Annotated in this window: 17 protein-coding genes, 1 tRNA gene and 1 rRNA gene; 6 read left to right on the plus strand and 13 right to left on the minus strand. The window is 32.0% G+C overall.

The annotated features are described in order from the left end of the window. Positions 1–137: 137 nt before the first annotated feature. Both rrf and CKF54_RS04810 read left to right on the plus strand, forming a co-directional pair. Positions 138–253 (plus strand): 5S ribosomal RNA (gene rrf, locus CKF54_RS04805). Between the two features lie 16 nt (positions 254–269). Further along, a tRNA-Val gene (locus CKF54_RS04810) sits at positions 270–345 on the plus strand. A gap of 205 nt (positions 346–550) precedes the next feature. Here the strand turns inward: CKF54_RS04810 and CKF54_RS04815 are convergent. Then, a complete protein-coding gene (locus CKF54_RS04815) occupies positions 551–2014 on the minus strand; it encodes an amino acid permease (RefSeq protein ID WP_119525233.1) in 1464 nt (487 codons plus the stop codon). Positions 2015–2303: 289 nt separating this feature from the next. Between CKF54_RS04815 and CKF54_RS04820 the strand changes: the two genes are divergently transcribed. Beyond that, positions 2304–3194 carry a Cof-type HAD-IIB family hydrolase gene (locus CKF54_RS04820; RefSeq protein WP_222987517.1) on the plus strand — a complete coding sequence of 297 codons (891 nt, stop codon included), beginning with the start codon at positions 2304–2306 and terminating at the stop codon, positions 3192–3194. A 50-nt stretch (positions 3195–3244) separates the two neighbouring features. Here CKF54_RS04820 and CKF54_RS04825 read toward each other — a convergent pair whose 3' ends face one another. The 10 genes from CKF54_RS04825 to rpmH all read right to left on the minus strand — a co-directional run bounded on the left by CKF54_RS04825 (position 3245) and on the right by rpmH (position 13894). Next, positions 3245–4567 (minus strand): FAD-dependent monooxygenase, encoded by a 1323-nt coding sequence (locus tag CKF54_RS04825; RefSeq protein ID WP_119525235.1) that lies wholly within the window; start codon positions 4565–4567, stop codon positions 3245–3247. Positions 4568–4577: 10 nt separating this feature from the next. Continuing rightward, positions 4578–5936 carry an FAD-dependent monooxygenase gene (locus CKF54_RS04830; protein ID WP_119525236.1) on the minus strand — a complete coding sequence of 453 codons (1359 nt, stop codon included), beginning with the start codon at positions 5934–5936 and terminating at the stop codon, positions 4578–4580. Between the two features lie 150 nt (positions 5937–6086). Next, positions 6087–7838, minus strand: coding sequence for a hypothetical protein (locus CKF54_RS04835; protein WP_119525237.1), 1752 nt, complete (start codon positions 7836–7838; stop codon positions 6087–6089). A gap of 62 nt (positions 7839–7900) precedes the next feature. Continuing rightward, positions 7901–9058, minus strand: coding sequence for a hypothetical protein (locus CKF54_RS08145; protein WP_222987518.1), 1158 nt, complete (start codon positions 9056–9058; stop codon positions 7901–7903). After that, on the minus strand, positions 9051–9866 hold the full coding sequence (locus CKF54_RS04845; protein ID WP_119525238.1) for a hypothetical protein: 816 nt from the start codon (positions 9864–9866) through the stop codon (positions 9051–9053). The genes CKF54_RS08145 and CKF54_RS04845 overlap by 8 nt, the downstream gene beginning before the upstream one ends. 1 nt (position 9867) lies before the next feature. Continuing rightward, positions 9868–11223: a tRNA uridine-5-carboxymethylaminomethyl(34) synthesis GTPase MnmE gene (gene mnmE / locus CKF54_RS04850; RefSeq protein WP_119525239.1), complete on the minus strand. Its 1356-nt coding sequence runs from the start codon at positions 11221–11223 to the stop codon at positions 9868–9870. 88 nt (positions 11224–11311) lie between these two features. Continuing rightward, positions 11312–12940 carry a membrane protein insertase YidC gene (gene yidC, locus CKF54_RS04855; RefSeq protein WP_119525240.1) on the minus strand — a complete coding sequence of 543 codons (1629 nt, stop codon included), beginning with the start codon at positions 12938–12940 and terminating at the stop codon, positions 11312–11314. Next, on the minus strand, positions 12937–13188 hold the full coding sequence (gene yidD, locus CKF54_RS04860) for a membrane protein insertion efficiency factor YidD (protein ID WP_410454507.1): 252 nt from the start codon (positions 13186–13188) through the stop codon (positions 12937–12939). Before yidD ends, yidC begins: the two co-directional genes overlap by 4 nt. A gap of 108 nt (positions 13189–13296) precedes the next feature. Further along, positions 13297–13680 carry a ribonuclease P protein component gene (gene rnpA, locus CKF54_RS04865; protein ID WP_222987519.1) on the minus strand — a complete coding sequence of 128 codons (384 nt, stop codon included), beginning with the start codon at positions 13678–13680 and terminating at the stop codon, positions 13297–13299. A gap of 79 nt (positions 13681–13759) precedes the next feature. Beyond that, positions 13760–13894: a 50S ribosomal protein L34 gene (rpmH, locus tag CKF54_RS04870; RefSeq protein WP_119497398.1), complete on the minus strand. Its 135-nt coding sequence runs from the start codon at positions 13892–13894 to the stop codon at positions 13760–13762. A gap of 324 nt (positions 13895–14218) precedes the next feature. Here rpmH and CKF54_RS04875 point away from each other — a divergent pair, with 324 nt between their 5' ends. Genes CKF54_RS04875 through recF form a run of 3 tightly spaced genes read left to right on the plus strand, consistent with a single transcriptional unit; the run spans position 14219 to position 20481 of the window. Beyond that, entirely contained in the window at positions 14219–17920 is a 3702-nt protein-coding gene (locus CKF54_RS04875) for a DnaA ATPase domain-containing protein (RefSeq protein ID WP_119525243.1), read from the plus strand. Positions 17921–17926: 6 nt separating this feature from the next. Continuing rightward, entirely contained in the window at positions 17927–19249 is a 1323-nt protein-coding gene (locus tag CKF54_RS04880; protein ID WP_119525244.1) for a hypothetical protein, read from the plus strand. A 56-nt stretch (positions 19250–19305) separates the two neighbouring features. Further along, positions 19306–20481 (plus strand): DNA replication/repair protein RecF, encoded by a 1176-nt coding sequence (gene recF / locus CKF54_RS04885; RefSeq protein WP_119525245.1) that lies wholly within the window; start codon positions 19306–19308, stop codon positions 20479–20481. Between the two features lie 37 nt (positions 20482–20518). Here the strand turns inward: recF and CKF54_RS04890 are convergent, their stop codons facing one another. Beyond that, complete coding sequence (locus CKF54_RS04890) at positions 20519–22957, minus strand: DNA gyrase subunit B (RefSeq protein WP_119525246.1); 2439 nt, start codon at positions 22955–22957, stop codon at positions 20519–20521. A 144-nt stretch (positions 22958–23101) separates the two neighbouring features. Next, positions 23102–24553 (minus strand): catalase, encoded by a 1452-nt coding sequence (locus CKF54_RS04895; RefSeq protein ID WP_119525247.1) that lies wholly within the window; start codon positions 24551–24553, stop codon positions 23102–23104. Between the last annotated feature and the right edge of the window lie 779 nt (positions 24554–25332).

A 25332-nucleotide genomic window follows, 5' to 3' on the forward strand; every position in this document is an offset into this window, starting at 1 on the left:
TGAGTTTGGTGAGTATGTAATATTGTTTTAGTGCTTACATAAGAACAAGGGAATACAGTAAGTAGTTGTAAAGAAAACGCAAAACAAAAGAACTCAAGAATATATTCAAATATAAGTTTGTTATTAAATTAGCCGATTTTGGCGACATTAGCACGATGGTACCACCTGATCCCATGCCGAACTCAGAAGTGAAACGTCGTAGCGCCGATGGTAGTGTGGGGTCTCCCCATGTGAGAGTAGGTCATCGCCAAATTAATTTTTTCTAAGATGGGCGGTTAGCTCAGTTGGGAGAGCACCTGCCTTACAAGCAGGGGGTCACTGGTTCGAGCCCAGTACCGCCCACCATTTTATAATTTATTTTAGTTTGATTTTGTGAGAATTTGATTCATCTAATAATGCTTATACTGGCAATTATTTAATTGCTTATTTCGAGCATTTTCTAGTTTTAAGTAAAGTTTTTTAACTTTACTTTTTTTTATGTCTAGATTTTCTTAAAAATTTTTAAGTTTAATAAAAACCTCTCAGTTTATCTGAGAGGTTTTTTTTGAGATTATTTTGCACGTTGCGTTAAATCAATTTCTTCTAAAGGAATTACTTTCGTGTTTCTTGTAAACTTATAACCGAAGTAAAGCACAAAGAATAACGCTAAACCTAAATATGTTGAGATAAAGGTGCCTAAATCAAATCCTTTACCTGTAACTAAATCCCAATCTTGTCCTAAAATTACAAATAATAACATAATTAATGAAAGGATAGGACCAATAGGGAAGTATTTAGCTAAGTAAGGTAGTTGAGTACGATCAAAGTTTTGTACTTTGATAGCTCTTCTAAATCTAAAGTGACAAATTGAAATACCAATCCAAGTCACAAAACCACACATACCTGATGCATTTAATAAATATAAATAAACATCAGAAGTTTTGAATAGTGAAGTTAAGAAGCAAAGAGCAGCCACAACTGCAGTACATAATACTGCTGCTAGAGGAACACCAGCTTTTGTAACATAGCCAAAGAATTTAGGAGCTAGACCATTTCTTCCCATTTCAAAAAGAATACGTGAAGAAGCAAATAGTCCTGAGTTACCAGCTGATAGTACAGAAGTTAGAATTACAGCATTCATTACTGCTGCTGCAAAACCTAAACCAGCTTGTTTGAATACTAGAGTAAATGGAGAGAAGCTTACATCAGTTTCATCATTTTTTAGTAAGTTTGGATCGTTATAGTTAATTAAACAACCAATTACAAAAATAGCTAGAACATAAAATAGTAAAATTCTCCAGAAGATTTGGCGTGTAGCTCGAGGGATAGATTTTTCTGGATTATCTGATTCACCAGCTGCAACCCCAATCATTTCAGTTCCCTGAAAGCTGAATGCTGCAATCATTACCACTCCCATCATAGCAGGGATACCACCAACAAATGGAGCCTCACCACCTGTTAGATTTTCTAGTACATTAAAGTCACCTGTTTCTCCGTTCATAACTTTAAAGATCATTAATAGACCAATAACTACGAAGATGATAACAGTAACAACTTTAATTAAAGCAAACCAGAATTCTGTTTCACCAAAACCTTTTACACTAAATAAGTTAATTCCAAGAATAACAAAGTAAAAGACCCCAGACCAAATCCAGCCAGGGACATCAGGGAACCAGTAACCCATAATTAAAGCAGCCGCTACTAGTTCTACTGCTAGGGTTATAGCCCAGTTATACCAGTAATTCCATCCTTGAGCAAAACCAAAGGCTTTATCAACATATAGAGCGCCAAAAGTAGCAAATGAACCTGATGTTGGATTAAAAGCAGATAATTCACCTAAAGAGGTCATAATGAAGTAAACCATTAGACCAACAAGCATGTATGCTAATAATGCACCACCAGGACCTGCCTGCGAAATTGTTGCACCAGATGATAAAAACAGACCCGTACCAATAGAACCACCAATTGCGATCATGGTCATGTGTCTAGTTTTTAATTTTCGATGCAGTTTTTGATTTTTGTTTAAATCAGCCATATCGATAGTAAATAATAAAGTATGAAAATGGCATATCCCATAAAGGGTAAACAAAAATTGCATTTGTAAAGATGCTTACTTTTTTGCTTACCACAAATTAAGTAACAACGTTTACAAAATCTTCTCAAGGAAATGCAACAATAGATTGAGTTTATCAATCGAAAAAAATACTAGTTAATTATACTATAGTTTTGCATTTTTATCTTTTGTATGATTGACTAATTTAGCAAAAAATAAAGTAATATCGCGTATAATAGAAGAGTTAGAATTTTTATGTTGGGAGATGTTAATGCAACGTTTAAATGCTTTTGATATGACAAATATCACTGCAGTAGCTACAGATCTAGATGGTACTGCTTTGGCAAAAGATCACAAATTAGCCGCTGAAACAGTAAATGTTTTTAATCTGCTAGTTGAACGAGGAATTAAAGTAATCCTTGCTACAGGTAGACCTTATAGGGATGTAATTGGAATTGAAGAAAATGTAAAATATAGCTTACCTCTTGTAACCTCCAACGGAGCTATGCTAAATAATGCAGAACCTGCAAAAAATAGCGTTACATTTTTACCGGAAGATATAGCTAGGGATGCATGTTACAATATTCCAACAGAAGGTTTAATCTTTAATGTCTATACTAGAAACCACTGGTTTGTAAATGAACCAAATGAAGAAGTGGCAAGATTCTTTTCAGATTCACATTTTGACTACAACCTTTTAGATTTAGAGCGCTTAGATTTCTCAAAGATTGTAAAATTATTCTTTATTGACGCTGAGTGCAAGGTGGATCCTAACTCTCGTTCTGAAAAACTTAATAATTTACAAGCATTTATTAAAGAAAGATATGGTGACAAAGTGGAATGTGTATTTTCACAAATCAACTGTTTAGAAATAAATGCAGCAGGGGTAACTAAAGCTAATACTATTAGCGGATATTTAAGTCATTTTGGTTATACAAATCAAGAAAACTTAATTTGTTTTGGCGATGGGATGAATGATGCTCATATGCTAAAATCAGCTAAATATGGCTTTGTTATGGGAAATGCAGACCCTAAGCTAAAAGAATTTGTTAAAGACCTAGATAATGTAACTGTAGTTGGTCAAAATACTGACTTAATGGTTGCAAGAATTTGTAATCAATTATTTAATTTAGGTGCGGATCTAGATCCATACTTCGAATAAAATTAAAAGTCCTTCAAGAATTAACTTGAAGGACTTTTAATTTGCTTAAATCATTTCTTAAAAAATGAATTTAATAATTTACTAGCTAGATTAGGTAATTGTTCAAGTGTATTCTTTAATTCTTGATTAACACCTAAACTATTTTCTTTTTGCTTATCTAAGTCAAGTTCATGATTGTAACTAGCTAGAGAATATTTATCTTCATTAAAACCTAAAGCAAAATTTATAAGTTTTGTTTTGATAAAGTCTTGCTTATTTGCAAATGACAAGGCTTGATTTCTAATAAAAGTTAAAGCTTTGTTATCATTGCAATATAGGTTTTTGATTAGGAACATGCCCTCAGAAAGCATAACTGCTTTAGTTTTACGTGAGCGTGCCCATTGTGCAAGTTTATTTTTGTCTAAGCCTAGATTACGACGATAGTATTCTCTAATGAGATCTGCTAATGTCCAAACATCAGCAAAACCTAAATTTACTCCCTGACCGGCTAGAGGATGGATAGTATGAGCTGCATCGCCAATAATAGCTAAATTGTCATCTACAATCTCTTGTGCGTACTGTTTAGCTAGAGGAAATGCAGTTGGTTTACTGATAAGTTTTGGTACACCTAGACCCTTGTGAAAACAAGTATATACTTGTTGACAAAACTCATCTGCGTCAAAGTTTAAAGCAATGTCAGCAATGTCATTGTTTAATGACCAAACAATAGATACTTGTTTACTGTTACTTAGAGGTAAATAAGCTAGAATTCCATTTTTATGGAAGCTTTGGTAACAAGTATTGTTGTGATCCTCAGGTAGCTCTAAAACGCAAGTAATTGCTGTTTGGGAGTATTCGTTACGATTTACACCGATATTTAACGCTTTACGAATAAAGCTATTTCCTCCATCAGCAGCTACTAAGAAAGTACTAATTACTTGTTCACCATTTTCTAAGCTAACAAAATGTTTACCTTGTAGTTTTTGATACTGACTAACTTTACTTTCAATATAAGTAAAATCTTGAGGATTTAATAGCTCTATAGTTTTCCACAGAGCTTTTTCTAAATAAGAGTTTACTACGTTGTAACCCAGAACTTCTTGATTTACATCAGTGTTTTTAAACTCTAAATATCCCGCTTGATCTTTTTCCCATACTTTCATACTGTAGTAAGGAGTTACGCCTTGATTTTCAAGGTTTTGCCAAGCGCCGAGTGCTGTTAAAAATTCTTTAGAAGATAAATTTAAAGCTACAACTCTATTTGCAGGATTAGGTAGTTCTGGACTAGGTTGACCAATTAGAGTAACTTTATAGCCTTGTTTTATGAGATCAATAGTTAAACTAAGACCAACTAAACCAGAACCGATAACCGTTATTTCTGCTTCTTGTAACATACTTATTCCTTTAATTCTTTTGCAAGTATTGTAAAAGCTTAGAGGTTTGACTACTAGGCTTTACATACCCAAGTGAAGGAGATACGATAAGTTCTTGTAAGAAAGGATAATTTATTAAGTGATATAACCCTAAATTAGGTAAAAATGAACCTAATGAGGACTTGGTCGTAAACTCTTTAGCTAAAAAGTTAGTACGGTTAAAAACTTCTGTAGCTAGAGGTAAGTGTTTATAATGATATTCTTGAGCAATAATATTAGCTTGTGTTGCAAAAGGTAACTCTTGGTAAGTTTCTAATACAGATAAAAAGCTTTGGATACTTAAAGTAGCTAGATTAAACCCTTGTCCAGAAACTGGATGTAAGGTATGTGCTGCGTTGCCAAGATAAACTAGATTTACATCGTTTAATTTAGTTTGTAACTGTGAATTTAAAGTAAAAGAAGTCATATCAGAACAAGCTGAAATGTAATATTTACTCTTTAGACTTTGGCAAGGACGTAAATTAACTAGTTTGAGCTTACTATCATGATTAAATTTACAATTAATAGCCTGTTTTAAAGTTTCTTCACCAATTTGTGTAAGCACATTATTTAAGCTATCAATTACTAAATTGTTATCTTGCTTAGCTTGTTCTATTAAAGTTTTGTTAGTACACCAAACTACACTAGCTTGACTATCGGAGATAGGTAAAAATGCTACTGGACCGTCCTGAGTAAAGTATTCAATTGCAAGATTATTAAGTGGAGAAGAGTATTCTACATCAGCAATCATTGCATATTGATCATGTACATGAGTTATTAAGGTATCCTTGTAGTTTTCAAGCCCTTGAATAAAATTAGCTCCATTAGCAATAATGACTAAATCAGTCGATATTTCTAAGGTGCTTTGTAGCTCAAGATGTTCTAACTCAAGTTTACGAACTTGATCACTTAGATAAGTTTTATTAACTTTAATTCCTGTCAAAAATTCGATATTTACTTCAGGAAGCTTACTTTGCATTAGGCGAACTAAATCTGTTAGATCATGTTGTAAAGTAGCTAAATCAATTACCCCACCAAATTGGTCAAGGTGATGTTCGTTAGCTTTTAAAATTAAGCTTTGAGTAAATCCATGATTTTTTACAAGAATATTTTTGATTGGCTTTATTTTACTAGCAAGGTAAGGTAAAGCGTTGATTTCCTTAAAAAACTTTAACGTATTATAATTTAAAGCTATAGAACGACCTGGTAAAGGTTGAACATCAGTATTCTTTTCAATTAAAAGGATAGATTTTAGTTGTCCACGTTTTAAATGCGGATATAGTCCTAGAAGGAGAGAAAGACCTGTTGCTCCACCTCCTACTACCACTAAATCATAATGTAATGTTTCCATCTTAAGTAGTAAAAAGTTTTTGAAACTATTATAACTTAGTTAACGTAAATTCTTACTTAAAGTTATGAACTGATTTTTTAAGTAAAGATATAAATATTCGAATAATCAAATAACTCAATAGTTAGAATTTATTGTCAAAGTTATAATATCTTACTTCTGTAGTTGAAAATTATTAGCTACCGGACTACCAACGCTTAGATTTTTTCTTAAAACAAGATTATCAGCAATGAGATAACTATCAGTAATTGCTAAACGATCTTTTTTATAGGTGATAGCTAATGCCATACCTTCTTGCAAGATAGTATCTGTTTTTAGAATCATGCCACTATTCAAGTTTTCTAAGTAAATAGTAAAGCTATCTGCATTTACACATAAATAATGTTGATGATAGTTGACATAAATTCTTTCTTCAAATGCGTAAAATTGCTGATAAACTTGTTGTACCTGTTCATTCTCATGGGTAAATGCTTCTTTGCTTAGCCCCTTAAAAATAGCTTGGTATAGAGCTTGAATAGTTACATTTTGCTCTAATTCAAGTTGTTCAGCTAATTTAGGTAAGTGTTTGTTATTTTTCTGTAAATAGAAAAGATTAAAAAGCTGTTCTAAACCTTGATGCTTTTCTTTTAAGTTTTGTCCTAATTTAGTCCCATTTATAATGCCATTAACAACAGCGTGAAGGATAGTGATATTAGGACGTAAAGATCTTTGCATGCTTAATTCTAGCTCTGCTAATTCTTGAGATATAGCATCTAAGTATTCTTGCTTTTCAAAATTATGCTCTTTTCTTACGACTAAACTATCTAACTTGTAATCAAAGTTATTAAGAGCTTTAGTACCACGTTTACGATTTTCTTGTTTATGTTCTTGAAGCTTAACTGCATTCGTTTCTAATTGGTTGTAAAAGAAGAATCTACCTACTTTTGCTTGATAACCTAGATATTCTCCTTTTACTTCAATATTAATTCCTTGCTTAAAGAAATTTATATACTGGTAATGATTAGTAAGATAATCATTGTATTTGTCTGAAATTAAGGAGCTATATTTCTGGAGTTCAGGACTTAAGTGTTGCTTAGAGATAGCTTTGTTAATCTCAACCTCTTGCCCTTGGTAATCATTTATTTGATCAAGATTAAACGCTTTAAAAGTAAATTTAACCTTTTTTAGATCAAATTTTAAAGCATGCTTATTAAAATCTTTTTCTAAATTGTCAGGGCTAATTTTGTTAATAAGGTTTGCCCAAAAAAGGTTATTAGCAAAAGTTAAATTCTCGCTAGCATGTTGAACACATCTTTGTTCTTGGTAACTTAAATAGCAGTTACTTTCTATAGCTAATAATGCTAGGTCGAGTTGATTAAATAGGTCTTCTTTTTTTTCAGTAAGAAGATGTGTAATTTTCTCTGGGATAAACTGAGAAACTAAATTAGCATCACTAATTAATAAAGGAAATTCTCGTTTTACTAGATCTGAAGTTAACTTCTTGATTAAATTCTTACTAAGTTTATTTGTTAGATAGGTATATAGATACGGTGATTTTAGTTTTCCCTGTAAACAATTAGCTATGTTTTGTAAGTGTTCTGCTTGATTGTCAGCATAATAAGATGATATTTTTATATCATCATTTTTATCAATAAGGATAGCAATATATTTGCTCGTATCTTTTAGAGGAAAGAGCTTATGAATATTAAATTGTTGACTAGCTAACCATAGTTCTGTAGCCTCTTCAGGATTAACAACAGCTTGTTCAAGTAGTAAAGCTAAATTTTGCTCACATATCTCTTGGGTGATAGTGGGATCATTTACTTCAAAAAGAGCTAGAGAATTCTTTGGCAAAGCTTCAACAATTGATTTAACTTTTTGGCTATAGTGATTTAAACTAAACTCACTAAGATAACGTAGTTCCATAAAAATAATTGTGAATAGAGGTATAAGCTTTTTGCTTATACCTCTATTTTTATACTAGTAAATTAAAGGAAAAGAGAATAAACATGAGTTAAATCATGTTCATTTCCAGGATATGCTAATCCTTTTTTGTTACATTGATGCGCTATAGCTAAAGTAATGAGAATAAATGATTGAGTATAATCAAAATATTCATAGATATCGAAATCTAGATTTGCTAATTTTGTTCTATCGTTTGAGTTAGTATACGCATTTAAATCACGATAAACTTCATGAACAAAATCTGCAATTTCAGCTAATAAGTTTACCTCTTCAATGCTTGAAGCAAATTGTTCAATTGAAACTTCAGATTTATATTTATGTATCAAACGGATAGCAATGTTACGTACAGCTGCACTAAATGAATCAACGAAGTGCGCAAAAGCAATTAGATCTGATTTGTCATCAGATACTTCATCTTGTGGGTTAAAAGAGTAAGCAAAGATATTAGAGATTTTAAAACCGTATGGAGCAATAAAGTCTTGGATAAATGCGTCTCTTACTTTAATACAAGATAAAATAAATTCGTCATCAATGCCTTTAACCTCTTCATCTTCATAACAAGTAGCAAAAGCATTAATTTCTTTTACAAAGTCTTCAATACTTAATTCTTGTTTTAAAGCCCAACCATATACTAAACCTAAAAGATTGTAAAAGTTAAACATCGCAACTTCTTCAGATCCTTCGATTTTTTGTACAAATTGCTTGTATAGTTCTTTTACGGCAGATCTTTTTGAGATAAAAATTAAGTTTTTATCCTTAGAGCTTTTGTCTGAAGCACGAATTTCTTGGAAGGACTTAATCAGATCATTAATCGTTTGAATATCTTCATTATCATCATCAGCTAATTTAAGTCCATCGAACTTAATTACCAGCTCTTGGTTACCATTTAGATATTCATAGATGTCTGGGAATTGCTCAAAATATTCTTGAGCTTTACTTTTTCCCCATAACTCATCTTCTGCAGAGAGTTCTGACTCATGTTCATAATCATGGTGGCAACCATGGTGATGATCATGTTTATGATCGTGACCGCAACCGCAGTGATGATCATGGCTATGATCATGTCCGCAACCACAATGATCATGATTATGTTCATGATCACAATGACATTGATGATTATGCTCATGGCTGTGATTATGTCCACAACCGCATTCTTTATCTTGAGAAAGTGAATTACTCATTTGCTAGGTATGTTAATAAAATAAAACAATGATTATATCTGTAGATAGTATCGTTAGAGATTAAATCTTCAGCTTTGCTATATCCATTTGTAAATTGTAGTAGTTCTGGAATTAATTCGATTACTACTATCATAGACTCATCTGGTTGCTTAAACAGAGGTTTTAAATCGAATAAACCACGATTTACCATTTTAGCAACTGCTTGACCATCTTCAGAGTTGAAGTATTGCTCAACGACGTCTTTATAAGTTGTTAAAGCCTGATTGAATTTTTCTAGCTCATACACATAACTATCTAAAAGAAGTTTATCTTTGAAGCTGTTATCCTTTTTAACAAAATCTTTTAACTCTTTAATAAAGTTACTGCTAAATTGTAAAAGATTATCTGTTAAATCTAGCATACTTTTATTTGCGTAGGCTGCTAAAACAATTAGAGGGTTAAAGTTGAGATTGTTGTAGTTTTCTTTTATATAAGCTTCAAGTTCAGGAGAAGCCGTAAAGGTGGTCTCTGGATATAAGTTTAATTGCGCTAAAGCCTGTCCAAACAGACTTGGAAAATTATTAATGTTTGCTAGATTATCTTGATAAGTAAATTTCCAGTCAAGAGCATTTGTATAATCAAAAGTAATATCACCTTCTTGAAGTAAGCATCTTAAAGGGATAATTATGTCTTGATGATCGCAGCCACAGTTACATCCATGTTCATGGTCGTGGTGATGCTCATGATCATGATGTTCATGACAGTGGTGATGCTCATGACAATGGTGATGATCATGATGATGTTCATCATGTGAATGATAGTTTGACATGTTATTTTCCAATACAGAAAGTTGAGAAGATCTTAGTTAAAAGATCATCAGCCGTAAATTTACCGGTAATTTCAGAAAGTTTTTGTTGCGCCATACGTAAATCATCTGCGATTAACTCTGGAGAAACTCCTTGACGCATATAGAAGCTTGCATTATTGAAATATTCTAATGCTTCACTGATAGCTTGAATATGTCTTTGACGAGCAATGATGGTGCCCTCTGAAGAGTTATTATAGCCGATAATTTCTTTAAGCGCTGACTTAAGATATTCAATTCCACTTAAGGTTTGAGCTGATAAGCCAATATTGTAAATGTTATTATTTTTATCAAACCATGGAGAAAGATTTTGCTGATCAATTTTATTAGTAATGAGAATTTTAGGAATATCTTTCTCAAAAATACTTTCAGGTAAAAGAGAGATTTCTTGGCTAAAATCATTGCTTTCAGAAACTACGATTACAACATCAGCCTTTTCCATAGCTTTATATGCACGCTCAATACCAATAAGTTCAACTTTATCTTCAGTATCACGTAAACCTGCGGTATCGATAATATGTAATGGTAAACCATCAATTTGGATAAACTCTTTTAACGTATCACGAGTAGTTCCTGCAATCTCGGTAACTATAGCAGACTCTTCTCCCGATAATGCGTTTAATAAAGAAGATTTTCCTGCATTCGGTTTACCAACAATAACTGCACTAATCCCATCACGTAAGATTTTCCCCTGATGAGCGCTCTCTTTAATATCTTGTAATTTATTTTGTAAACTATAAAGTCTTTCTTGAACAAAACTATCAGCAAGAATATCAATTTCTTCATCTGGAAAATCCATTCCTGCTTCAAGATAAGTGCGTAAATGAATTAAGTCATTAACAATACTTGTAACTTTATCTGAAAAAGCTCCTTGTAAGGAATTTATAGCTCCTTTAGCAGCTTGTAAACTAGTGGCATTAATAAGGTCTGCAATAGCTTCAGCTTGGACTAAGTCTAACTTATTATTAAGAAAGGCTTGTTGCGAGAACTCTCCAGGTTGAGCATATCTTGCTAAACCTGTGCTTACAATGTACTCTTGCAATGCTTGGAGGACAACTTGACCACCATGACCTTGAAACTCAATTACATCTTCACCTGTAAAAGAATGAGGATTTGGGAAGAAAATGGCTAAACCATAGTCAAGAACTTGATCTTCATTTGTATAAAATGGTAAGTAAGTGGCATGACGAGGTTTTAAATCCTTTTTAGTAATTAGTTGAGCAATTTGTTTAGAGTTTGGACCTGAAACTCTAATAATACCTACAGATCCTCTACCTATAGCGGTAGCTTGAGCAACGATAGTTTCCCTATTGTTAGTCATAATTTTATCTCTAAAAGTTTAAAAGGCGACGCTGAAAGCAGCGACGCCTTAAGAATAAATTTAATATAGTCAAACGTTTATGCCTGAGTTATTTTTTTCTACGAGGCATAGCAATTGGACGATCAACTACTTTATAAGTTGGTAATAAATTATTTGCGTATAAGTACGTCATTTTCTTATTGTAGTACATAATAAATAAAATCGTAATGATATTAGATACGATGTAATACAGAATTAATCCTGACGGTAGGAATAAGAAGAAAATTACAAAAAGATAAGGCATCATTTTCATAATTTTTCTTTGCATTGGATCCATGTTCTCTGGCATAGGTGTTAGTGAGAACATAAAGATCATAATCACACCGTTAAGGATAGGTAAGATAAAGTAAGGATCAGCCTGACTTAAGTCATGAATCCATAAGAAAGATTGGTGACGTAATTCTACAGCTTCATTCATTAAATAGAATAAAGCTAAGAAAATAGGCATTTGAATTAATGCTGGGAAACAACCTGTGAATTGTGAAGCACCGTATTTCTTGAATACTTTAGTTGTTTCTGTTAAGCGTTTCATTCTATCATCACCAGCACGTTCATTAGCTGCTGCTAGTTCAGGTTGAATAACACGCATTAATGCCTGATTTCTAAATTGTAATCTTGAAAGTGGAGAGATGATTAAACGCACTACTAAAGTTAAAGCGATAATTGTAATTCCCCAGTTACTAATAAATGAGTGAAGGAATTGCATTAGCTTAAACAGTGGTAATGATAAGAACCATGCCCAACCATAGTCAACTACAAGGTCTAAATCTTTAGCAACATTTTGTAAGTCATCTTGTAATTTAGGACCAATCCAGTACTTGTCACTAAAAGTAGCTGTGCTATTAGCATTAACAGTAGTTTCAGCGCTTAAAGTATTGATGATGTAGTTGTTTTGATAATAATCTGTATAGATTGTAAAGTCTGTACCAGCATATGGAACATATGCAGTTACAAAGAAGTGTTGAGAGATAGCAGTCCAACCCTCTTTAGATTTTACAGGTTTGAAATCTTTATCTTCAATATCTCCGTTAGAGATTTTTTCGTAATTATCGCTGTCAGTCGAAATTACTAAACCAGCATATGATTGGTTAGTACCATAAACATTTGAACGACTGAATAATGAAGGAGCTGGAGCTGGGCGATAAATAAATGATGCGTATGGAGCTACATTGATAGCTTGGTCAGAATTGTTAGTAACTTTGTAATCAACTAAAGCTTGATAACCATCTAATGTGATAGTTTTAGTATAAACTACATCATTATGTGTATAGCTTAAAGTTACTGAGTTTTCTGTTTGATTAACAACTTTATAGTCAGCACGCGTTTTTGCAGAATCTGTACCGCCTTCACCGGCTAATCCATTAACAACTCTTAAATAATCGTCAGGATTACTTGATAATAATGTTAAAGGAGTTTTATCTTCAACAGTACGATCATATTTTAATAGATCAGCACCAATAAAATCACCTGTTTTAGAGTTAATAGTAAGTCTTAAAACATTATTTTTAATTGTTAAAGCATGACTATTATCAGAGTCAGCACCTACATTATTAGGATCTTGAGCAGCTGTAACAGAATCAATTTGTGGTTTTGGAGCTGTGTCTTGAATATAAGCTTGGAACAATAAAAAACTTAATACTGCTAAGACAATAAAAAGGATTCCCCTAGTCTGATTCATTGTTTTTTCACTTTTTTATTATTGAAATGACGTGGAACAGGATCAATTCCACAGGTGCATAAAGGATTGCATCTTAGTATACGCCAAAATGTTAATAAGCTACCCTTCAATATTCCATGTTGCTGTATTGCTATTTTACCGTACTGAGAGCAAACTGGATGAAACCTACATTTTCCCGTTCCTAAGAGAGGACTTAAAAGAAATTGATAGAGTTTTATCAAATATAAAGCTATCTTTTTCAAGATCAAAATATCCTTAAAACATGGTATTAAAAATATTGAAATAAAGATCGTGAAAGAAGAATATAAAAACTCATTAAATTATATATTAATTTAATGAAAAAAACAATTTAGTAATTATTTCTTTTCTGTATTCAAACGAGAAATGTCAAGTTTTTGAAAGAAAGTTGTAATTTCTTGATTGATTTCACTATTAGTTGATTTTGCCATTAAAGGTTTAGCGATTAAGATTAAATCTGCGTTTGGAAGGGTGTGTTGATTAAGACGAATATATTCTCTTAACAAACGTTTAATGCGATTCCTTTTGTTGGCTTGTTTGATGTTCTTTTTACTAATAATAAAGCCAATACGTGGATTATTTAAGTCGTTCTTTACAATAAGAAAAGAGCATATTTGACTATTGTAACGCCATACTTTATTTTCAAAAACATTAGTAAATTCTTGTGCTTGCAGAAGTTTAAAATCTTTACTAAATTTATAACGTTTGTTATCTTGAAGCATAGACAAATAACAAATAAAAAAAAATGATATTAAAGGACTCTTTAATATCATTTTTTATATGATGTTTAGTTTAAAAGTATTATGCTGATAATACTTTACGACCTTTAGCACGACGACGTGATAAAACTTTACGACCGTTTTTAGTAGACATACGTTTACGGAAACCGTGATCACGTTTACGTTTTAAAACTGATGGTTGATACGTTCTTTTCATTTTAATTCTCTAATTTTTTAATCTATATGGCTAGTAACACTAGACCATCTATTAACAAAAAATGAGTTTGTACTATACAGCAATTTTTTAGTTACATTAATCTAGAGAGCACTAAATTAATATTATCCAACTAGATTGCTAAATTTAAAAATCGTTTAGTATTATACTCTAAATAAAACAGAAAAGCAAAAAAAACTATACAAATTTTCAAAAATATTATCTAGCTAGGCAAATAATGGGGTTTTATCTCAACGACTATAAATTGAACTTTTTCGAGATTTAACTGGTAAAATATAGGTTAAAAGTTCCTTATACTCAAAACCTATGCCTTTAAAAAAGCAAATAGAAGAATTATTAATCCAATCTTTACTCCGAGATCTCAATGTAGAAGTTATCGAGAATAGCACTTTCTATACGATTATTCTTACTAATCTACCTAGGGACATCTTCAAAAAAGATGATAATCTTACTTCAACCTTAAAGATTATTCAAGAGTTATTATTTTATAACAACGATCAAGTTCGTACTTTTGCTAAGATCATTGCCTTAAGTTCTAGAGGAAAAGTGCTAGAGAGAGGGGTGGTAAGTAGTAAAGGTAGCCTAGGTTTTTCTAAAGATATTTCAGCTTATCAGGGAAAAAACTCTAGTATAGTTGCATTAAACTTGCTCGTTGAAAATATTTTATCCGAACCAAGTAAAAAAACTAATTTTGCTAAACTAAATTTTACAGCTGATAGATATTACCTAAATAGCTTTGGCTCTTCTCTAAATTGGTTAGAGAGTAAAAAAGTAGAATTATTCTCTTTAAAAAAACTACTTAAAAAATTAAAAGCGAAATTTAAACCACAAAAATCCGAACCTATCTATCTCAAAGGAAAGTTATTCTTTCAACCTTTAACTAAAAGTGATTTTTACATTCAAAAAGTAAAATATACAGGTTTAGGTTCGAATATATCGCAATTAAATGCTAATGTGCGAAGATTGAATAATTTGTTGCTTGGTAGTAGTACAACTTCACAAGCAGTACAAAGTCGTATTATAAATTTCTTTTTGAATTCTTTTAATTTGAGTAAAGAAGTTACTACTTTAAATGCACCTTTAGCACAGCACATAAAAACTTATCCAATTAATGATTTTCTCCAGAAAGCGGTAAGGTTTGTAACCGATACTGTTCTCGTACATGAAGAGAGTTTCTTTAATTTAGATATTAAAGTCTATAAAGATATCTCTTTTAAAACAGTAAATGAAGTTTTTACCTTAGAAAACCCTAAGCTAGCTAAAACTTTAATAAGTATTGATTCTCCAACTAGAGTGACTAAAGAGATTAATCAAAGCAATAGTAGAGGTAACATATTTAAACCTGTAAATACTTATTTAGATTACTCATCAACTAATAGAGTAGATTTTCTTAATAAGATTAAAGGTTTATTTGTTTATGGTGCAACGCAAAAGTCAAAAGACTTTATTTCTTGCCAAAAAATAAGCTTAGTTGATACATTTAAAAATATTCTACAACTTGATCACTTAAATGTATCAAGCATTTCTTTTTATGTTGCAAATAATAGTAAAAGCAATCTTTTAACTTTAGGAGCTCTTTCAGTAAGATATGCTAATGCTATATTTAATTATGCGCCAATATATGGTTTGCCTGAATTTAATGGAAGAGTTTTAAAAGAGAAAGAGGTAACTAATAAAGATATTTCTCGCTTGGCACTTAAAAACTTATTTGTAGCCCCTAAACCTCAAAGAAATTTAACATCTATCAAAGTAGAGCCTTCAAAGGATAATCCTCATATTGCCGAAGAAGAAACTAACTTAACTCATGCTTTACAAGAAAGTTCAGGAACAAAAGAAGTAACTGAAAAAGATCAACCAGAACTAATTCAAGTAGAGCAAAAGGTAGTAAAATCAAAGAAAACTGCGAGAAAAGCAAAATCTTCTGTTAATAATGTTAAAGTTGAGCAAGATTCTACAGACAAAATTATAGATTCAACTGGAGATGCTACTAAGGTAGACAAAGTTAGAAAAAAAAGTACTGCTAGTAAGCAAGAAGATACACTTTTAGATAATCTACAAGGTGAAGATAATGATGTTAATTCTGAAGTAACTCAAACCTCTGAGATTAGTAAAGAACTAACGCTTACTTCGAAAAGTAAATCATCAAGATTACAAAAAGATAAAAATTCTTCGAAGAAGACAACTAAAGAAGAAAAGATTGTAACTAAAGTAGCTAGAGCTACTAAATCAACTAAAGCAGATAAGCCATTAAAAATAGAAGTAAAAGATACTACTTTAAATACAATTGCTAAAGATCAGGTAATTAAACTTCCACAAAGTTATACTGCAGAGACAGAAGTGTTAAAAGAAATAAAATCTTACTCTACAAGCGGTTATCCTTTTAGCAGTGACAACGAAGAAAGTAAAGAAATTAGCAATGCAAGTTTAAGTAGTAACAATGCAAAGATTACTTCTCTAGATAATGCTGAGATAGCTGAAGCGCTCAATGCTACTTTTGTAAAAGATACAGTTGTTAATAATTTAGTTTCCAAGACAGAAGTAAAAGCAAATGACAACAATGAAGCTAAATCCTTAATGGGACAGGCCTTAGATTTAGCAAGTGAAAGTAAGCAAACAGTAACTTCTAAGAAAAAACAAAAACTTTCTTATGGTTCACAGTTTTTATTAAATCCATTTGCATATGACTCATCAATTCTCTTTAATGAAGATAATTATTTAGTAGAAGATAGTGATGAGTTTGTTAATGCTTCATCTTTATGTATAGGCTATCGAGATAAACTTTCTCAAACTTTAAAGAGTTTAGGAAAAGATACAAAAACCTACGTTTCTAGGTATACACCACAAGAGCGTGGGCAGTATCTAGAAGAGTTTGATAAATTCCTAAATCCTCTTAAGCATAAGTATGAAAAGGACGCCTTAATATCTGTATCTAACTTAAATGCGTTTAGTATCATTGATGAGTTTGCAAAAAAACTCCTTTCAGGGGAAGACTTTCAGAGTCAAGTTCTATTCCTATTTGGTAAACCTGGAGTTGGTAAAACATATTTAATGTCTTACTTTTACGAGCTCCTAGTTAAGCATGGATTTGAACGTAGTCAGTTTAAACATTACCTTACAAACTTTCAACGTATCTATGCTAAATGTTTACAGAATAATGGTTTAGATTATTTAACAGATGATATAATGAGTAACTCGGTAACAGTTATCGATGAGTTTTCTTCGCTTAAACGTAGCACAAGCACAAGAAAGTTTGTGTTTAACCTAATTAACTCTTTAAAAGAGTTTAAGAATAAGTTTCTAATCATTGTAAGCTCTGAATCTTATGAAAATCTTTTCAGCAATGAAGCTCTAGAAGATCAAGAGATGATGAAGTTAAAAACTTACTGTGACGAATGTTTAAGAGTTGACATCGAACTACCAGACGCTAATATTAGAGAGCATTTTGTTCTTAAAGCTATAGCTACTGGGAAGTTACGACCATTGACAGAAGAGCAAATTCACAAAATAGTTGTTGCGAGTGAAAATAGTGATTTTAGATCACTAAATGGATTCTTTAATAATGAGGTTGGTGATCAAAATTTTGAGAAAAATTTACGTGCAAGTTTTAACTTCATGCAAATAAAATTTAGATGTACGGCCTTACAACTATTAACCTACATAGCAAGAACTGAGGAAATGGAGCTAGATACTTTCTTAACTGGAAGATCTAAAAAAGCTTCTAACTTACGCTATATTGCTTGCTTTATTCTCAGTAAACATTGTGAACTTGTAGCAAAAGACATATCTGAGATAATTCAGTTAAAACCTCAATCTATTAGAAATATTATTCTTAAGGTTGAAGAGGATTTAAATGCAAGTCCATATGATCGTAAATATTACGATTCTTTAACTAAAGTATACGACTATCTTAATGACAAAATAGATAGGACTTTAAGCTCTACGACTCCAAATACCGAAGGTGGTTTAGAGTTAGAATATCCGTTAATCATTCCAAAAAATAAAAAATAAACGATAATGAAACTCGTATTACAAGCTCATAAATTACAAAAAGCTCTATCTACAGCTAGAGAAGTTGTTTCAAAAACTTTAGATCCTTCGATTGTTTTAAGTCAGCATGTTCTTTTAGATTTTTCTGAAGAAGACAAAGTGACTTTTTTAGCTGGGGATAAAGAACTTAATCACAGCGTTATCATAACAGTAGAACCTGAAGAAGGTGAGTTTGTTAACTTTCCAGATTCTTTTGTTGTAGAAAGAAAGGGAGAGCTAGTTAAACAATTATCAGTTTCTTGTAACAGCTTTGTTGATGCTATTTCAGGTTTAAATGGTAAGACACTAGTTACTTTAGAGTTTACTAAGCAACCTGCATACAATGAGCTAACTTATGCAAACTTAACTTATGAAACTACTGTTGTAAGAATTGAAGCTTCTAATGGTCAAGGTTATGCACTTTTACAAGAATCTTTAAAAGACGCTGTTTCTATTTCTACCCTTGATATCTCAGAGCGAGTGTTCCGTGATATTATTCAATCTACAATTTTCTGTGTAAGTATTAAAGCTTCTAAGCATGCTAGTTTACACACTTTAATTTTATCTTTAACACCTACACAATTAAAAGTATTTGGTGGTGATTACTCAAGAATTGCTTTATGTTCTTATCCATTTAAAGATGAAAAACCACCATATAACATTGTAGGTTTTAGAAACTTCTCAGAAGAAAATCCATTAACTTTTAACTTGTCGCGTCGTATTGGTGCAGAGTTATTAAGACTACTGTCAAATGAAGAAAAATTAGTACGTTTATTCTTCCACTTAACTCAATCTGGTCATGTGCAGTATCTTCAAGTTACACGTGGAGATGAAGAGTTAATCTTTAACTTAACTTATTCAAAACCACCAATGTATAGTCACATTATTCCTGAAGTATTTGACAATGATGTTGTATGTAATGCTGCTGAAATTAAAGATAAGTTAAATAGATCAATTAAATTCGGGGAAATTATTTTAATTAACTCTGCGGATAATGTATTAACTCTATCAGCAAGTAACCCAGGTACGCTAGATTCTTTTAGTACAGAAATTAATAGTGTGAAAACAAATCCTAATTCACAACCATTAAATTTACGTATTCAAGGTAAACACTTTATTGAACTAATAAATCCTTTACAAGAGTCTGCAAAATTAAGACAGTACCCAGTTGATCAAATGATGTTAAGTCTAAACTTTGTCAATAAAAAAGTACCTGTTTTTGTTGTAAAAGACTTAGATAACGATGAATTAGATCGTACTTATGTGTTAACTCCATATAATAATGTCGCGGCAGTTGACAACCAAAGTTAAAAAGAATTAACAAAAGGATTATGGAGTAACACTTCATAATCCTTTTTATTACTTTTATGTTTATCACTAAATTAAATTTAACTAATTTTCGTAATATCTCTTCTTTGACCTTATCCCCAGGTAAGGGAATTAACTTTGTTACTGGACATAATGGAGCTGGAAAAACTTCAGTTTTAGAAGCAATTTTTGCTTTAGCGCAATTTAAAAGCTTTAAAGTAAATAATTTGAATAGCATTATTGCGGATGGACAAGAGAGTACTTTGGTTTATGCTAAAGTGGCTGATGAAAATAGTAATAGCCACGATTTAGGTTTAAAAATTACTAAAAAATCAAAAGAGTTATTTGTTAATGGTGAGCCTGCAAAAAAAGGAGTTACTTCAGTTACGGAATTACTTCCTGTGCAAGTTATATCTCCTGATGTAGTTGAACTCTTAACTGAAGGACCTGAATTTAGACGTAAATTTATCTATTGGGGGGCTTACTATACTTATCCGAACTTCTTTCAAGAGTGGAAGACTTTTACGGTAGCTCATAAAAATCGTAATCATCTCTTAAAGCAGGCTCAAGCCTATAGAGCAAAAAATCAAGAGGTTCCTACAGCTATAATTGAACAATGTAAGGTCTTTGGCAATGTTTTAGCAGAGGTTTCGGAAAGAATAAATCAATTAAACATAGAGTACGTTAATAATTTATTGCCCGTTTTACAAAAAGTTCTAGCTGATTTTTTACCAGAGTTAAATATTGAACTAAAGTATTATCAAGGTTGGCCTAAAGATAAGAGTTTAAAAGAATACTATGCTGAAAACTTGGAGCGTGAGATTGAAACAGGACGTATGAGTGGTGGGTTAAGTCGTGCGGATCTAAGAATCAAATGCTTTGGAGAAAATGTGGTAAATATTTTGAGTCGTGGACAATTAAAACTCCTAGCTTGTGCTTTAAAGATAGCACAGGGTGACTTATTGAGAATGCAAACCACGAGTAAATGTATTTATTTAATTGATGATTTAGCAGCAGAGCTAGATGAGGGTAAACAAATTATGTTTGCTAAAAAGCTCATATCTGAAAACTGTCAGATTTTTATGACCTATATAGATAATAGAATTCTCCATATCTTTTCTAATCTAGTAGATAAATGGGATGAGTTTTCAATAGCCAAAGGAAAACTTACTCATCACTATGTTAATGGTGAAGAAGTAATTACTAAAGAATTTAATCTTGATGATTATATCTAAAAAAAGACTTGCCTATAATGGCAAGTCTTTTTTTAGATTATAAATCTACATTAGCATATAAAGCATTTTCTTCAATGAAATCACGACGAGGACCAACATCGTCACCCATTAAAGTAGTAAACAGTTGATCTGCTAAAATAGCATCTTTAACTTCTACTTTTAATAAGGTACGGTTTTCTACCTTCATTGTGGTTTCTTCTAACTCTTCCCAGTTCATTTCACCTAATCCTTTGTATCGCGAAGGATTTAGTTTCTTGATAGAGTCAGTAGAAAGTTGCTCAATAAACTGATTAAAATATCTAATAGGTGTTCTTGAGTTACCATGAACTGCAAAACGTTTGCTTTCAACATCACCAATAGGTAGAATTTTATTTAGCTCATTAGCTAAATTAACTACTTCTTGGTAATCCTTAGAGTTAACAAATTGCGCGTTAATCTCATAAGTAGATGTCATACCATGTTTAATTTCGCTTAAGTGGTAACTATATAAGCCTGTTTCATTATCATATTCTAATGAGGCTTCGTAGCGAACAGATTGATCTTGAGTTTTCTTCAGAAGATCAAGTAAGCCATCCATCCAAGTAGTGATTTTCTCTTTATCTTTTAAACTATCTAAAGTTAAAGGGTAGTAGTTTAATAGAGTTTTCATTACTTCTGGAGAATACTTACGGTTATGAGAATCAATATGCGCATTAATTAATAAAAATTGGTCGCATAATGATCTTAACTCTTCTGAAGTATAAGATTTATCGTCAACTACTAAAGTAGCTCCGTCTAAAGAGTAGTCAATTAAGAAGCGATCATATTCTTCTTTATTTTTTAAGTAAACAGGTTTTTTGTTTAACATTAATTTAAATAAAGGAGGTTGAGCAATATAAACTTTACCTGCTTCGATTAATTGTGGCATTTGACGGAAGAAGAAAGTTAATAATAATGTGCGGATGTGTGAACCGTCGACATCAGCATCGGTCATTATTACAATCTTGTGATATCTTAAATTATCAAGATTAAACTCGTCATTAATTCCACATTTTAAAACGCCGATGATATTTGTAATCACTTGCGATTCAATGATTTTATCAAAACGAGCTTTTTCTACGTTTAAGATTTTACCTCTTAAAGGTAAAATAGCTTGAGTTTGTACATCACGAGCTTTAACTGCAGAACCACCCGCAGAATCCCCCTCGACAAGATATACTTCACATTCTTCAGGGTTTCTTGAGTTACAGTGTACTAGTTTGTTAGCTGTAAATGAGCTCTTTTTATTAGTACGAGCTAACTCACGAGCTTTACGTGCCGCTTCTCTTGTTCTTGCTGCCGAAACAATTTTATCAACAATTATTTTTGCAATTTTTGGATTTTCTTCAAGAACAGTTTGAAGTTGATCATTTACTGCTGACTCTACGACACCACGTACTTCGGAAGAAACTAATTTATCCTTAGTTTGAGAAGAGAACTTAGGATTTGGAACTTTAACGCTAACTATAGCAACAAGTCCCTCACGAGAGTCATCACCATCAATCTTAAGATCTTTTAATGCTCGAGATTTGGCATTAGCAATAACTTCCCTTTCAATATAGCTATTTAAGGTTCTAGTTAAAGCTGCTTTAAAACCAATTAAGTGAGTACCACCATCTCTTTGTGGGATATTGTTGGTAAAGCACAGAACGTTTTCTTTATAAGTATCGTTCCATTGCATAGCAACTTCTACAGTTATACCTAGATCTTCGTTATAACTATTAAAGAAGAAAGGTTCCTCATTTATTAGAGTTTTGTTTGTATTTAAGAATTTTACAAAGGCTTGTAAACCACCTTCATAATGGAAATCGTCTTTGCTTCCATCTCTTTCGTCTGATAGTACAATGCGAACGTTAGAGTTTAAAAAGCTAAGCTCTCTCAGACGATTACGTAAAATCTCATATGAAAACTCTGTTACATTTTTAAATGTTGCATGAGATGGCCAGAAACGTACTGTTGTACCTGTTTTAGTTGTTTCGCCAACTACTTTTAAAGGCTCCTCAGGTACACCATTTAAATAAGTTTGTTCATGGATTTTACCATTTCTACGTATTTGTAAGAATAGCTTAGAGGATAGAGCGTTTACTACAGAAACCCCTACTCCATGAAGACCACCGGCAATAGTTTTTGCATCAAATTTACCACCAGCATGCAGAACTGTCATAACTACTTCAGCAGCACTTACACCTTCTTCTGGATGTATTTCGGTAGGGATGCCTCGACCGTTATCAGCAACCGAAACAGAGTTATCCTCATGGATGGTTACTTTAATTTCAGAACAGTGACCTGCTAATGCTTCATCGATTGAGTTATCGACTACTTCAAAAACCATGTGGTGTAGACCAGAACCATCATCGGTATTACCGATGTACATTCCCGGTCTTGTTCTTACAGCATCTAGACCTCTTAGAACACGAATGGCGCTAGAGTCGTAACTTTTGTTTTGGTCTTCTGCCATCTTTTCCTCTTGGATTAAATCTGGATTAAAATCGAAATTATAGTTAAATCTAACCGTTCTATTATATCACAATAATGATAATAATTTTTAAATACGAAAGAGACTTCCTAAGTATCTTAGGAAGTCTCTAGAGGAAAATTAAGATTATAAACCTAATTTAGCTTTAACAGCTTTAGCTAATCTTTCGTCAATTTCATTGAATAGTTCTAAAACTTTTTCTAAAGTTGGTTTATAAGTAACACCACTTAATGAATCAGCATAGTTAGACGCTAGAACATCTTGTTGCTCCGCGCTCATTAAGTTATAAAGAGCTCTTGGTTGATTAAAGTAGTCGTTGTCATATTCGCGGAAGTCAAAATGAGCAGCTTCACGTTCTAATTGTAACGCTGGTTCATGGTTATGAGTAGGTTGGTATGTCTCAAAACGGTTTGGAGCATAGTTTGGATGCATGCCACCATTATTATCAACTCTCATAGCTCCATCACGGTGTGTAGTGTGGTATGGGCATTTAGGTTGATTTACTGGAATTTGATGATGGTTTACACCTAAACGGTATCTTTGTGCATCTTGATATGAGAATAATCTACCTTGTAACATGCGGTCAGGAGAGAAACCAATACCTGGTACATTGTTACTTGGAGCAAATGCAGCTTGTTCAACTTCAGCAAAGTAGTTAGCTGGATTTCTATTTAATTCTAGGATACCAACATCAATTAATGGGTAATCTTTATGAGGCCATACTTTAGTTAAGTCAAAAGTATAGTTGTGTAGGTTAGCTTCATTCTCAGGCATAATTTGAACTTTTACAGCCCAACGAGGGAAATTGCCTGCTTCAATATTTTCATAAAGATCTTTTTGCGCTGACTCTCTATCTTTACCTACTAATTGTGCAGCTTCTTCGTTAGTTAAGTTTTCAATACCTTGTAAAGATTTGAAATGGAACTTAACCCAGAAACGCTCATTTTCACTATTAATGAATGAGTAAGTATGAGAACCGAAACCGTGCATTTGACGATAGTTAGCTGGGATACCACGATCAGAGTGAAGAATCATAACCTGGTGCATAGCTTCTGGTGTATGAGCCCAGAAATCCCAAGCTGCGTCTGCTGATCTCATATTTGTACGTGGATCACGTTTTTGTGTATGAATGAAGTCTGGGAATTTTAAAGGATCTCTAATAAAGAATACAGGGGTGTTGTTACCTACAAGATCCCAGTTACCTTCAGTTGTATAAAATTTTAGAGAGAAGCCACGAACATCACGCTCTGCATCTGCAGCTCCACGTTCACCTGCAACTGTAGAGAAACGTAATAATACATCAGTTTGAGTGTTTGGTTGGAAAACTGCTGCTTTAGTATATTTACTAATATCGTGAGTTACTGTAAAAGTACCAAAAGCTGCTGAACCTTTTGCGTGTACAACTCTCTCAGGGATACGCTCACGAGCAAAGTGAGCTAATTTTTCTTGATACCAAACGTCCTGTAATAATAAAGGACCTTTAGCACCAGCAGACATAGTGTTGTCGTTGTTTTCTACAGGTTTACCTGCAGCTGTTGTTAAAGTGCTACTTGAATGATCAAATGGACATTTTTTCATAGTCTACCTAAAAGTTATATTGTTATTAATAGTTAAATTTGTGAGGAATTATTTAAACTCTTAATTCTACTTTTGTTTATTTTGTTTTTTGTTTGTTTATTTGCAAATTATTATAGCATTGAAAAATGCCAAAGTAAAGTATTTTATTGATAGAATTGTCTAATTTATATTTTTATAAGATTCTTATTTTATCTCTAAATGATTGATATCTAGCGATATTATTTAGGTGTAAAAATTTTCTATTTTTGTTCATTTTTATAAAAATGACTATGTCTACTTGAAGGTGAAAAAATATAAATAAGTAAAACTAATTAATAAAAAGTTTAAAAAGTTTAGTGAAAATATAATGGTTTTTGATTTAAAAGATTACACTGATTTAGATTAAATAATAGTAAAGAGACGGTAATTTAGAACTTGAAATAAGTTCACACGCCATCAATATATTTATATATTTATGGGGACTTTGAAGAAAACTAAGTAGGAAAGGGCTGGAAAATGGTATTGAAATGGTTTTCTCTTATCTTCAGCCAAAGATGTTAGGTCTATGACCATAGGTTTTATTTGCTTAATTTAAAATTATATATTGTTGGGTTTAATGTTTAATTTTGGTATAAATTTATTAATGTAAGGTGCTAGATTCTGTAACAAGTTTTTATTAAAATATTCTATTTTTCAGTAAATTAAAGTTAGTCTCTGAAACTATTTAACATTTTTATAGTCTAAAGTTCTGTTATAATCCCTTAATTTAAGGGCTATGTTAAAAAAATTTATATAGATAG

The organism is Psittacicella hinzii, from assembly GCF_003585885.1.
GTDB lineage: Bacteria > Pseudomonadota > Gammaproteobacteria > Enterobacterales > Psittacicellaceae > Psittacicella.